The 12160-nt window shown below is 75.0% G+C and carries 9 protein-coding genes and 1 riboswitch; of the genes, 5 read left to right on the top strand and 4 right to left on the bottom strand.

Annotated elements, in window-relative coordinates; genetic code table 11:
• Positions 1–675 precede the first annotated feature (675 nt).
• The gene (locus tag O4U47_RS30530) at positions 676–1545 is read right to left on the bottom strand and encodes a hypothetical protein (protein ID WP_270681467.1); all 870 of its coding nucleotides are present in this window, start codon (positions 1543–1545) and stop codon (positions 676–678) included.
• Positions 1546–2133: 588 nt separating this feature from the next.
• Between O4U47_RS30530 and O4U47_RS30525 the strand changes: the two genes are divergently transcribed.
• A complete protein-coding gene (locus tag O4U47_RS30525) occupies positions 2134–2748 on the top strand; it encodes a hypothetical protein (protein ID WP_270681466.1) in 615 nt (204 codons plus the stop codon).
• Positions 2749–2775: 27 nt separating this feature from the next.
• Here the strand turns inward: O4U47_RS30525 and O4U47_RS30520 are convergent, their stop codons facing one another.
• Positions 2776–4035: an AI-2E family transporter gene (locus O4U47_RS30520; RefSeq protein WP_270681465.1), complete on the bottom strand. Its 1260-nt coding sequence runs from the start codon at positions 4033–4035 to the stop codon at positions 2776–2778.
• Positions 4036–4173: 138 nt separating this feature from the next.
• Complete coding sequence (locus O4U47_RS30515) at positions 4174–6165, bottom strand: heavy metal translocating P-type ATPase (protein ID WP_270681464.1); 1992 nt, start codon at positions 6163–6165, stop codon at positions 4174–4176.
• Between the two features lie 123 nt (positions 6166–6288).
• Between O4U47_RS30515 and O4U47_RS30510 the strand changes: the two genes are divergently transcribed.
• On the top strand, positions 6289–6675 hold the full coding sequence (locus O4U47_RS30510) for an ArsR/SmtB family transcription factor (RefSeq protein WP_270681463.1): 387 nt from the start codon (positions 6289–6291) through the stop codon (positions 6673–6675).
• A 41-nt stretch (positions 6676–6716) separates the two neighbouring features.
• On the opposite strand, the gene O4U47_RS30505 is transcribed toward O4U47_RS30510, so the two are convergent.
• The gene (locus tag O4U47_RS30505) at positions 6717–8591 is read right to left on the bottom strand and encodes a carbohydrate-binding module family 20 domain-containing protein (protein ID WP_270681462.1); all 1875 of its coding nucleotides are present in this window, start codon (positions 8589–8591) and stop codon (positions 6717–6719) included.
• 268 nt (positions 8592–8859) lie between these two features.
• Positions 8860–9045: riboswitch (cobalamin riboswitch) on the top strand.
• A 118-nt stretch (positions 9046–9163) separates the two neighbouring features.
• Here O4U47_RS30505 and O4U47_RS30500 point away from each other — a divergent pair.
• The 3 genes from O4U47_RS30500 to O4U47_RS30490 are packed head-to-tail and all read left to right on the top strand — an operon-like array spanning position 9164 to position 12110.
• Positions 9164–10234 carry an ABC transporter substrate-binding protein gene (locus O4U47_RS30500; RefSeq protein ID WP_408639053.1) on the top strand — a complete coding sequence of 357 codons (1071 nt, stop codon included), beginning with the start codon at positions 9164–9166 and terminating at the stop codon, positions 10232–10234.
• Positions 10231–11340, top strand: coding sequence for a FecCD family ABC transporter permease (locus O4U47_RS30495; protein WP_270681461.1), 1110 nt, complete (start codon positions 10231–10233; stop codon positions 11338–11340). The genes O4U47_RS30500 and O4U47_RS30495 overlap by 4 nt, the downstream gene beginning before the upstream one ends.
• Complete coding sequence (locus tag O4U47_RS30490; protein ID WP_270681460.1) at positions 11337–12110, top strand: ABC transporter ATP-binding protein; 774 nt, start codon at positions 11337–11339, stop codon at positions 12108–12110. The genes O4U47_RS30495 and O4U47_RS30490 overlap by 4 nt, the downstream gene beginning before the upstream one ends.
• The last annotated feature ends 50 nt before the right edge of the window (positions 12111–12160 follow it).

Genomic DNA, 12160 nt, shown 5'->3' with positions numbered 1-12160 from the left:
CGCACCCCGGCAGAGGCCCTCAACGACTTCCCTGCAACAACCGATTGACATCACCCAGGACCGCCGCGTCCGCGCGCCCGATTCGGCTTCTTCATCCCCCTTATCCCTGGAGCAGGACCTCTGCCCGGCGGGCCGCGCGGTCGTCGCCGATGCCCCGGTACAACCCGGCGGCGGTGCGCAAGCGGTCCCTCCAACGGTCGGAGGGACGCGTCCGGAGCACCCGCGCCCGCTCCCCATGCGCCCGAGCCTGCTGCAGGAGGCGACCGCACCGCTCGAACGCTGCGATTCCGCGCCCCAGCTCGCGCAGCGCGTCATCGGTGTGTGCGGGCCCGGCCAGCGCCCGGCCCCCGCTTCCAGGCGGGCCTTGGCCGCGTTGACCGGGTCGGCGGGGCCTTCGGCGGCCTCCTCCTCGAATGCACCCGACTTGTAGAGAAGTCTTCAGGCGGGATCCGCAGATGATGTTCTGGCTGCCGCTCACAATCACCCATGGTGATTGATATCAACCCAAACAGCCACAATTAAGCTGTGACCGGCCGAATGCGGCCGTTCACGCATGTCGGTGCCCGAATGTGCGGGGCCCCAAAGCGCGACGGGCGCGGGCACCGTTCGGTACGGTGCCCGCGCCCGTGCGCGGAAGGTCATCGGCGGGGGCCGCAGCACCGGCCCCCGGTCACGTCACTCGCTCCGGCCGAGGCGCTCCCGGACGGCGGCGACGGCGTGGGCGGCCGCGGCGCGCACGCGCTCGGCGCCGGCCGCTCCCGTCTCGGCCCCGCGGTCGCGCAGGGCGGCGGCCTTCTCCCCCCAGGCCGCGGCGCGGTCGTGGCCGACCCAGGCCAGCACCAGGTCGCGGCGGGCGAAGAGCACGGCGACGAGCAGGGCCGGGATCAACGCCATGGCCAGCGCCCCGGCCGCCAGCGGGGCGTCCGCCGCGGCGAAGTCCACCCCCGACATGTCGTTGGCCACCGTCGAGGCCTCGGTCCCCGACTGGCCCGACTGGCCGCCGTCGTCGCCGCCGTCGGCCGCGGCGCCGGTCTGCTCGTGGCCGTCCTTAGCGTCGCCGGACTCCTTCTTCTCTTCCTGCTTCGCCTCGCCCGACTTGTCCTCGGGCACCGGGGACACCGCGTCGGTGCACTCCTCGCCGGAGCCCATGGGGCGCGGCGCGCCCTCGGTGCCGTGGCCGTCGCCCCACTTGGTGATGGTGTACTCGACGTCGATGTGGCCGTTGCCGCCGGAGACGGTGTAGCTGGAGTCGTTCCAGTCCTCACCGGTGAGTTCGGCGAAGGTCTTGCCGTCCAGGTCGAGCAGGACGTTGCAGCCCTCGGCCGGGTCGCCCGGGCCGCGGTCGCCGATGAAGAAGTCGGCCTTCTTGCCGTTGTACTCCACGTACCCCTCGGTGCCGAGCGGCCAGCTCGGGCTGGCCGCCAGCCCCTCCTGCATGGGCTCGCCCGAGGCGGGGGCGCCGGTGTCTCCGTTGATGCCGGAGCCGTCGTCCCAGAAGTAGGAGGCGGTGACCTGGCCGTGCTGAACGGCGTTCTCAGTGCTCATGTGCGACGGTGCTCCCGGTGCAGGGCCGGTGGTGGCGTTGGACGGGCGAGGCCGGGGGCTCCACGGCGGATTCGGGCGCGGCGGGTCTGGGGCGCGGCGAATCCGGGCACGCCGATGGCGCGAGTGGTTTCGGAAGGGCGGGTCGGACGCCGGGGACGGGCGCCGGGCGGGGAGGCGGCGCGTGGGCCGGGGCCTCCCCCTCCCGCTCAGGGCCGGGGGCCTCGATCCCGGCGCGTCTCGAGCGCCGGGGTCCGGCGGCGTCGTGGACGGGGCGGCGGCGTCAGGGCCGCGTCCGCCTCACGGGCCGAACACCGGCAACAGTAACCCCGCGTCAAGCAAAAGGCGAGGTCAAGAGGGTGGCAACGGGGGTCGGGCGGGTTAAAGCGGCGGGGGTGGACCGCCCCGGAACCGGCCGCACGCCCGGACTCCTCGGTAAGAGCCCGGTCAAAATGCGCCGCTGGTCACATTCAGGTAACGGAGCGGTCGAGAAGGGGCCCACCCGTCCGGGCCGCTCCGCCGCGCCCCTTGGCCTGCCGTCCACCGCGGGACCCACGGCGCGGGGCGGCGCGCCTGGCGCATAATCGGCCCATGCGCCCCCGTCCCGCGCCCCGCCCCGGCCCTTCCGTCCTGTCCCACGCAGAGAACTGGACCGGCGGGTTCTACGAGACCGCGTTCGAGGTCGGCGACGGCGGCCGGAGCCTCCAGCGCGTCCTGTCCGCGCTGTGGCCGGCGGCGGGGGTCGAGGGCTGCTTCGGCTCGCGCGACCGTGAGCCCGGCGACCAGGCCGGGGTTCCGCTCACGCTCTCCTCGCTGGCGGAGTACGGGCATCTGCGCGGCGTCCTGACGCTGCCGTCGGGGCACCGCGTCGTGTGCGGGTGCGTCGCGGTCCGCCCGGACGACGGACCCGCCTGGCTGTCGCTGTACCTGCCCCTCGGGGCGCTCGGCGCGACGGACCCCCGCATCGGCGCCTTCCCGTTCGGGCCCGACGGAGGGCCGTCGTCGCTGGAGTGGCGGCTGCCCCTCGACGCGTGGCTCGCCTCGACCGCACGCGCGGTGCTCGCCGAAGCGCCGTTCGACCTCGCCGTGATCGGGTTCGAGCCCGACGGTTCGCCGCAGGCACGGAGCCTGAACGGGGCGCCGCCCGAGGAGCGGGCGTGCGGGGTCCTCTTCCCGGACGGGCGCTACTTCCCCGCCGACCGCTGAACCGGGCGCCCCGAACCCGGCGACGGGTCAGGACGCGTCGAGGCGCGGGAAGACGACCCGCTGCAGGATCAGCGTGATCGCCGCCGCCGCGGGCACCGCGATGAGGGCGCCGACCAGGCCCAGCATCGCGCCGCCGATGAGGGCGGAGGTGATGGTGACCGTGGGGGCGACGTCGACCGACCTCTGCATGATCCGCGGCGAGATGACGTAGCTCTCGATCTGCTGGTAGACGAGGAAGAACACCAGCGTCACCCCGCCCAGGAACAGGTCCCCGACGGCCACCGCCAGGGACGCGGCGAGCGCGCCGATGGTGGTGCCCACCAGGGGGATGAGCGCGGTGACCGCCACCACCAGGGCGAGGGTCAGGGCGTACCCGGAGCCGATGGCGGTCAGGAAGAGGAACGCCACGACGCCGCCGATGGCGGCGATGAGCAGCTGCCCGCCGATGAAGTCGCCCACCCGCCGCACGATCTCGTCGCCCAGCTCGCGCACGCCGCTCCGGCGCGACCGGGGCACCAGCCGGTAGCCGGTCTCGGTGATGCCGGGCAGCGAGGCCATGAAGAACAGCGTGAGGATGAGCACGGTGAACGTCGCCACCAGCGAGTTCAGCACCGCCTGCCCGAATCCGAACACGCCGCCGAAGACCTGCTGGCCGAAGTCGGCGCTGGTCACCAGGGACTGCACCTGGTCGATCACGCCGAAGCGCTCGTCCAGGTCGGCCACGGCCGGGTTCTCCTGGAGCCGGCGCAGGTAGGAGGGCGCGTTCTCGGCGAACTCGGTCACCTGCCGGGTGAGCGGCGGGACGAGGGTCCACACGAACACGGCGGTGAACAGCACCAGCGCGGCGCAGACGGTCAGGATGGCCGCCCAGCGGGGCAGGCCGCGCCGGCGCAGGTACTCGATGATGGGGTTGAGGCCGACGGCGAGGAAGAGCGCCACCAGGATGTTGATGAAGACGCCGCTGATCTCGACGAGCGCCTGGACCAGGACCCACGCGGTGAGGACCCCCAGGGCGCCGGTGAACCCCAGGACGAAGAAGTTGGGCACCGCTCCCCCGCGGCCCGCCGCCCGGACCGCCGTGTCGGCGGGGTTCGTCCGGACCCCGCCGGAGCCGGAGGACCCGTCCCCGGCGGAGTCGTCCGGCCGCGCCCCAGGGGCGGCGCCCGGGGCCTCCTGCCCGCCGCGGGCGTCCTCCGCGTCCGTTCCCGCCGTCCGCTCCGCCGCGCCCTCGGCGCCCGGTCCGCCGTCGGCCCCGCGCCCCTTCCCGTCCTCGGGGTGCTCGTCCACGTGATCCCTCCCTATTCCCAGGCCGCAACGCTAGCGTGCACCCCTGCCCGAGAGGCTGAACTCCACACGTCCGAACGGGCGTGTCCACCGGCCCCGAGGGCACACCAGGCCCCCGCCGGACCGCGACGGCGGGGCCGGTTACGCCGACGCCGCCCTCCGCCAGGCCCCTTCGCCGAGGAGGCGCAGGCCGTTCAGCGCCACGATGACGGTCGACCCTTCGTGGCCCGCCACCGCCAGGGGCATCGGCAGGTGGCCGAAGAGGTCCCACGCCACCAGGGCCGTGATGAACACCCCCGCGATCACCAGGTTCTGCAGCACCAGGCGCCGTGCCCGGCGCGCCAGCGACGCGGCGGCGGCCACCGCGTCCAGCTCGTCGCGGACCACCACGGCGTCGGCCGTGCGGCGGGACAGGTCCGAGCCCGAACGGCCCATGGCCACGGCCGTGTGGGCCGCCGCCAGTGCGGGCGCGTCGTTCACCCCGTCGCCGATCATCATCACGCGGGCGCCGCCGTCCTCCATCGCCCGCACCCGGGCCACCTTGTCCTGCGGCAGCAGCCCCGCCTCGACCTCGGTGATCCCGGCCTCCTCGGCCGTGCGCCGCGCCGCCGCCGGGGCGTCCCCGGTGAGCAGCACCGGCGGGCGCCCGGTGCGGGCGGCCAGGGCCGACACGGCCGCGGCGGCGCCCTCGCGCATCCGGTCGGCCAGGCCCAGCACCCCCGCGGGGCGGCCGCCGCGGAGCACGACCACGGCGGTCCGGCCCTGCTCCTCCAGCGCCTCGGCCTGCGCCCGCGCCCGCTCGTGCGCGGCGCCGCCGTCGCCGGCGCCGTCGGCCGGTCCGCCCAGCAGCCGGGCGGGGCTGCCCACGGCCACCTGTTCACCGTCGACGAGGGCCCACACCCCTTCCCCCGGGACGGAGGAGAAATCGCGCGCCTCGGCGGGTTCCTCCCCCTCCTCGCGGGCGGCGGCCACCACGGCGCGGGCGATCGGGTGCTCGCTGGGGCGTTCGGCCGCCGCGGCGAGGGCGAGCAGGGCCGCCCGGCCCCCGTCGCCGATCGGGTGCACGTCCGCCACGCGCGGGGCCCCTTCGGTGAGGGTGCCGGTCTTGTCGAGCGCGACCGCGTCCGCGGCGGCCAGGCGCTCCAGGGCCTCGGCCGACTTGACCAGCACGCCGTGGCGCCCGGCGTTGGCGATCGCCGCCAGCAGGGGCGGCATCGTCGACAGCACCACCGCGCAGGGCGAGGCGACGATCATGAAGGTCATCGCGCGCAGGAGCGCGGTGTCCAGGTCGGCCCCGAAGGCCAGCGGCACCGCGAAGACGGCGATCGTGGCGGCGACCATGCCGATGCTGTAGCGCTGTTCGATGCGCTCGATGAAGCGGTGGGTGGGCGAGGTGGTGCGGGAGGCCTCCTCGACCATGGCGGCGATGCGGGCGACGACGGCGTCCCCGGCCTCGCGCTCCACGCGCACGGTCAGCGCCCCGGCCCCGTTCAGGGTGCCGGCGTAGACCTCGTCGCCGGGGCCCTTGGCGGCGGGCAGGGGCTCGCCCGTGATGGTGGCCTGGTCGACCTCGCTGCGGCCGTCGACGACGCGCCCGTCCGCGCCGACCGCCTCGCCGGGGCGCACCAGGACGGTGTCGCCCACCGCCAGGTCCTCGGCGGCGACGGACTCCTCCCGGCCGTCCCCGCCCAGGCGGGTGGCGGTGGCGGGGGCGAGGTCGAGCAGGCCGCGCACCGAGTCCTCGGTGCGGGCGGTGGCCACCGCCTCCAGGGCGCCGGAGACGGCGAAGATGACGATGAGCAGGGCGCCGTCCCCCGGTTCGCCCACGGCGGCGGCGCCGAGCGCGGCGACCACCATCAGCAGGTCGACGTCGAGGGTGCGCTCCTTGAGGGCCTTGAGGCCGGACAGGGCGGGGTCCCAGCCGCCCAGGGCGTAGACGGCGGCGTAGAGCAGGCCGGTGAGCAGGGGCGGGCCGCCGAGCAGGTCGAGCGGCAGGGCGGTGAGGAACACCGCGAGCGCGGCCGCGGCCCAGCGCACCTCGGGCAGTTCCAGCAGGCGGGTGCGGTGGCGGCGCGGTGCGGCGGCGAGCTGGGCCGCCGGTGCGGGCGCGGCCGGGGCGGAGGTCGAAGGCATCGTCGGGCCTCGTGCGGTCGGGGCGGATGTGGGCCCGCACAGGGGGTCCACGGTCGGTCGGGGCGCCACTATACAGGAACATATGAACAAGTCTTCATTAGTTCATAGAAGTAGGATGGCGGCATGGGCCACGAACTCGCAACCCCCGCCTCCGCGGCCGCGCCCGCGCTCGACGCGGCCGCCGCCGAGAAGGTGGCCGCCACCCTGCAGGCCCTGGGCACCCCGTCCCGCCTGCTGATCCTGTCCCGCCTGCGGGCGGGGCCGCTGCCCGCCACCGAGCTGGCCGACGCGGTGGGCATGACGCAGTCGGCCTGCTCGCACCAGCTCCGCCTGCTGCGCAACCTGGGACTGGTCACCGGCGAGCGCAAGGGCCGGTCGGTGGTGTACACGCTCTACGACCACCACGTGGCCCAGCTCATCGACCAGGCCCTGAACCATGTCGAGCACCTGCGCCTCGGCCTGCCCGACCGCCCCGCCGACGAAGCGGAGCCGGGCGGCCCGCCCCCCTGAGGGGCCGGGCCGCCCGGCCGGTTCACAGCGCCTCTACCGCATCAGTCGCGCCAGTCGCCGGTGAACTCGGCCGCGCACCCCTCCCCCGCGGCCGTGCCCGTGCGGTTCCCACCGGACTCCCAGGTCACCGTGCCGTCCGGGTCCTTCTTGATGTACTTGTACTCGAACTCCGCACCGGGCGGCAGGTCGACCGACCCCTGCCACACCGGGTACGACGACTCATCGGTCGACAGCTCCAGCGCCCGGTCCGTGTCCCAGCCGCCCAGCTCGTCGACGGACCCGGCGACGTACACGCCCTGCCCGTAGAACGTCTCGACCGTCGGGGCGAAAGCCGCCTCCACCGTCGAGCACTCGCCCGGGTCCCCGGAGCCGTCGTCGCCGTCCGAGCCGTCGCCCTCCACCATCGCGCCGACGTGAAGGGCGACCGCGCCCTCGGCCGGGACCGCGACCTTCGCGTCGCCGCCCTCGACCCGCACCGTCGCCCCGTCGCACGCGCCGTCGGCGAACGTGCCCGACGCCACGTCGCAGTAGGTCCCGTCGGGCAGGGAGGTGGCGAACCCGGCGGTCCACTCCTGTCCGGTCGCGTTGAACGCCGCGAAGCCCGCGGACCCGCGCTCCAGCGCCGCCCGGCCCCGCTGGGAGCCGTCGTCGAGCCAGGAGACCGCCTCGCCCGCCGTCGCGTTCGTGAACGTCGGCATCGCGTTGAGCGCGCGGTGCTCGCACACCCAGGCGTCCTGTGAGCAGTCGGTGGCCGCGGTCGTGCCGTCGCCCGACATGGGCGGCCCCTGGTCGTTCCCGGTGAAGTCGTAGCTCGACATCACCTTGGGCGTGCCGTACCCGTGCGCCAGCAGGAACGCCTGGGCGAGGTCGTAGCGGTCCCGGTCGGTGCGGTGCGTGAGGGTGGGCTCGCTGCGCTGGGTGTCGTGGTTGACGACGAAGGCCACCGCGCTGTCGGACGCCAGCGCGCCGTCCCCCACGCCCTTGGCGGCCTGCAGGTCGCCGTCGGCGAAGGCGTGGCCGATCCCGCGCTGGTAGTCGAACTCGGTCACGTCGCCGATGCCGGTGTACTCGTCCTCGCCGATGGCGGAGTCGGCGATCACCTCCTGGAAGATGTACGGCGGCCCGTCCCAGCCCGGCACGGTGGCGGGCAGCCCGTCGACCACGGCCCGCAGGTCCTCGGGCGGCATGTGCTTGGCCGCGTCGATCCGGAACCCGGCCACGCCCATCTCCACGAGCGAGGAGAGGTAGGCGCTCAGGGTGTCGCGGACGTAGGCGTCGCCGGTCGCGAGGTCGCTCAGCCCGAGGAGCTCGCAGGTGCGCACCTCCCAGGGGTCGTTCCAGTCCTCGATGTCGCGGCCGCACTCGGCGGTGTTGAAGTCCTGCTCGGAGTAGCCGGAGGCGCCGTCGCCGAACAGGTCGGGGTAGGCGTACTTCTCGTACTCGCTTCCGGCGCTGCCCGGGCCGGACCCGACCGACCCGGTGCCGGTCATGTGGTTGACGATCGCGTCGACGTAGACGCGCACACCGGCGCCGCGGCAGCGGTCGACCATGTCCCGGAAGTCGGCGGCGGTCCCGCGCCGGGTCTGGTCGAGGCGGTAGCTGACCGGCTGGTAGTCCTGCCACCAGGGGTAGCCCTCGCCTTCGAGCACGACGTGCTCCTGCGGCGGGGAGACCTGGACGGCGGCGTACCCGTTGGGGCCGAGGACGTCCTCGCACTCTTGGGCGACCGACTCCCAGCGCCACTGGAAGAGGTGGACCATGGGGCCGTCGGCGGGGGCGGCGGGGGCCTCGGCGGCCGCCGCGGGGGCGGCCTGCGCGGCGCCGGGATCGGAGCGCAGTGCGGACGCGGCGATGAGGGCGCAGCCGATCAGCAGCGCCGCGGCCGCGGCCAGGGTTCTTCGGAGGGTGAGGGGCATGGAGCTCTCCTCGGGGTGCGGGGGTGCGGGGGAGTGGACGGCCGCGCCCCACCGGAGGGCCGCGACCTCCACGCAAGGTTCTTGCTAATCCTGCAAGAACTTTCAGTGTGCGCTGCAAGATAGCAGCAATCCGCCGCGTTGTGAACGGCCTCACACGCCCACCACCTCCTCGGGAACCCCCTCTCCCGCCGCGGCCTGCAACTTCTTGCACCCGATCGCCGCGGTGGCGCCCGGGGACCTCGCCGTCGGCCGGACGGATCCCGGCTGCTACCGTTTCCAGCCGTCGGCCGCCCCCGCGGGGGTGAACAGGGAACCCGGTGCGAATCCGGGACTGACGCGCAGCGGTGAGGGGGACGGTCGGGGCACGACGCCACTGGGACGCCCGCACGTCCCGGGAAGGCGCCCCGTCCGGACGATCCCGAGTCCGAAGACCCGGCCGGCCCCGGCGGCCGCCGCCTCGGCGGTCCGGGTGCACGTGTCCGCGGGCCCCGCGCATGGGCCCCACGTAAGGAAAGGCCTCCGTGGCGACTGCACGCCCGGCGGGACGCCCCCGCCCGCACATCCCCCCGCACATCCGCCCGTCCTCCCGCCCCCGCGGCGGTCGGCGGCCCGTGGCCTGCGCGGCCGTCCTGGCGGCGGTCGCGCTCGTCCTCTCCGCGTGCGGCTCCGGCGCACGGGAGCCGGCGCCGGGCGCCGCGGCCTCCGGGGCCCCGGAGGCCGTCGAGAACTGCGGCAGGCAGGTCGACGTGTCCGCCCCGCCGCGGCGAGCCGTCTCCCTCGACCAGGGCACCACCGAGATCCTGCTCTCCCTCGGACTGGCCGACCGCATGGTCGGCACGGCCAAGTGGACCGACCCTGTCATGGAGGGGCTCGAGGACGAAGAGGCGAAGGTACCCCGGCTCGCCGAGAACCTGCCCTCCTTCGAGCGCGTCCTGGACGCCGAACCCGACTTCGTCGCCGCGTCGTTCGCCTCGACCCTGGGCACCGGCGGCGTGGCCGAGCGGGACGACTTCGAGGAGCTGGGCGTGCCCACCTACCTCTCCCCCTCCGACTGCGTCGGCAAGGACAACTCCACGGGCGGCGACGGGTCCCGGGACCGGCCGCTGGAGATGGACACCGTCTACCGGGAGGTCCGCGAGCTGGCCGCCCTGTTCGGCGTCGAGGAGCGGGGCGAGGAGCTGGTCGCCGAGCTCCAGGGCCGGGTGGAGGACGCGGCCTCGGCGGCCGACGGCGACGGCGTGACCCTCATGTACTGGTTCTCCGACTCGCGGTCGCCCTACATGGCCGGGTGCTGCGGCGCCCCCGGGATCATCACCGGGGCCGTCGGAGCGGAGAACGCCCTCGACGACACCGCCGACGAGTGGCCCCAGGTCTCCTGGGAGGCGGTCGCCGACCGCGACCCCGACCACCTGGTGCTCGGCGACCTGACCCGGGAGGCGCAGTCCGCGGAGAGCGCCGAGGACAAGATCGCCTTCCTGGAGAGCGACCCGGTCACCAAGGAGATGGAGGCCGTACGGGAGGAGCGCTACATCGTCGTGAGCGGCGCGGCGATGAACCCGTCGATCCGGACGGTCGAGGGCATCGAGCAGGTCGCCGAAGCGCTGTCGTCCGAGGACGCCGCCCCCTCCTCCGCCTCCTCGTGACGGCGGCCAAAGGCGCCGCCGCGGCGGCCGCCGCCCTCGCCCTCCTGGCCCTGTCGGTCGCCATCGCGGTGACCGTCGGCCCGGCGGGGATCACGGTGCCCGACGCGGCGGCCGTGGCCTGGTCGCGGCTCGGCGGCCCGCCCTCGGGCCTGACGCCGATCCGCGAGGGCATCGTGTGGGACCTGCGCCTGCCGCGCGCGCTGCTCGCCGCGGTGTGCGGGGCCGGTCTCGCGGTGTGCGGCGCGGTGCTGCAGTCGCTGCTGCGCAACCCGCTGGCCGATCCGTTCGTGCTGGGGGTGTCATCGGGGGCGTCGACCGGCGCGGTCCTCGTCGTCGTCCTGGGCGCCGGGAGCGGTCTGATCACGCTGTCCGGCGGCGCGTTCGTCGGCGCGTGCGTGTCGTTCGCCGCGGTGCTCCTGCTCAGTCGGCTGTCCGGGGGCACGACCGCCAAAGTGGTGCTCTCGGGTGTGGCCGTGATGCAGCTCTTCTCGGCGCTCACCTCCGTCATCGTGTTCTCCTCCGCCGACGCCGAGCAGACGCGCGGAGTGCTGTTCTGGCTGCTCGGCTCACTTGGGGGCGTGCGGTGGGAGGACGTGTGGCCCTGTGCCCTCGCCCTGGTCGCCGTCGTCGCCGTGGCGGTGTCGCGCGCGCGGGAACTGGACGCCTTCGCGTTCGGGGAGGACGCGGCGGCAGCGCTGGGGGTGGCCGTGGGGCGCGCCAGGCTCGTGCTGCTGACCGCCACGGCGCTCCTGACCGCGTTCCTGGTGAGCGCCGCCGGGGCGATCGGCTTCGTGGGCCTGGTCCTGCCGCACGCCGTGCGGGCGCTGACCGGGCCGGGCCATCTGCGCGTCCTGCCCGCGAGCGCGCTGGCCGGGGCGGTCTTCCTGGTGTGGGTCGACACCCTGGCCCGCACCGCGTTCGCCCCGCAGGAGCTTCCTGTGGGGGTCGTGACATCGCTGATAGGGGTGCCCGCGTTCATGTACATCCTCTACCGCGGCCGTCCCCGCGCCCAGGAGCGCCGCCGGATGCGCAGCGGGTCCGGCAGCGCCCTTGCACGCCCGGCTCCGGACCGGTCCCCGCACCCGCCGATGGGAGGTGCCCGGTGAGCCTGGTCGCGCGTGAGGTGTCGTGGACGGTCGGCGGTCGGCTGGTCGTCGACGGGGTGAGCCTCGGCCCCGAACCGGGGTCCACCACCGGCCTGCTGGGGCCCAACGGGTCGGGGAAGTCGTCCCTGCTGCGGCTGCTGGCCGGGCTGCGCCCCGCGGCCTCGGGCGTGGTCGAGCTCGACGGCGTGCCGCTGTCGCGGGTGGGGCGCAGGGAGGCGGCGCGCCGCATCGCGGTGGTCGAACAGGACGCCGCGACCGAGACGGACCTGACCGTGGCCGAGGTGGCGGGGCTCGGGCGGATCCCGCACCGGCGCGGGTGGCCGTCGGCGTCCCGGGCCGACGACGACGCGGTCGAGCGCGCGTTGGAGCGGGTCGGGCTGGCCGACAGGGCGGAAGACCTCTGGCGCACGCTCTCGGGCGGCGAGCGCCAGCGCGCACAGATCGCGCGGGCCCTCGCGCAGGAGCCGCGCGAGCTGCTGCTGGACGAGCCGACCAACCACCTCGACATCGCCCACCGGCTGGAGGTGCTGGACCTGGTGGCGCGCCTGGAGGTGACCGCGGTGGTGGCGCTGCACGACCTGAACCTGGCGGCGATGTTCTGCGACCGCCTGCTGGTCCTCAAGGAAGGCCGCCCGGTGGCGGCGGGCACGCCGGCCGAGGTGGTCACCGAGGGGCTGATCGCCGACGTGTACGGGGTGCGCTCGGAGGTGGAGCCGCGGGGACCGCAGGGCAGGCCGTCCGTACGGTTCCTCCCGGGGCCGCCCGGCTAGGGCATGTTTCCCGGAGGCTCTTCGATCAGCGAGCGGCCGGCCAGGGCGGC

Origin of the sequence: Nocardiopsis suaedae (assembly GCF_027706745.1) — a bacterium.
GTDB classification, from domain to species: Bacteria; Actinomycetota; Actinomycetes; order Streptosporangiales; family Streptosporangiaceae; genus Nocardiopsis_A; species Nocardiopsis_A suaedae.
The sequence above is the reverse complement of the archived record's forward strand: the minus strand, read 5'-3'. Positions and strand labels throughout refer to the sequence as shown.

Bases quoted from the DNA above. Each gene is read 5' to 3' on its own strand.
- O4U47_RS30505 (WP_270681462.1), bottom strand. From the start codon at position 8,591: ATGCCCCTCACCCTCCGAAGAACCCTGGCCGCGGCCGCGGCGCTGCTG.
- O4U47_RS30515 (WP_270681464.1), bottom strand. From the start codon at position 6,165: ATGCCTTCGACCTCCGCCCCGGCCGCGCCCGCACCGGCGGCCCAGCTC.
- O4U47_RS30530 (WP_270681467.1), bottom strand. From the start codon at position 1,545: ATGAGCACTGAGAACGCCGTTCAGCACGGCCAGGTCACCGCCTCCTAC.
- O4U47_RS30510 (WP_270681463.1), top strand. From the start codon at position 6,289: ATGGGCCACGAACTCGCAACCCCCGCCTCCGCGGCCGCGCCCGCGCTC.
- O4U47_RS30525 (WP_270681466.1), top strand. From the start codon at position 2,134: ATGCGCCCCCGTCCCGCGCCCCGCCCCGGCCCTTCCGTCCTGTCCCAC.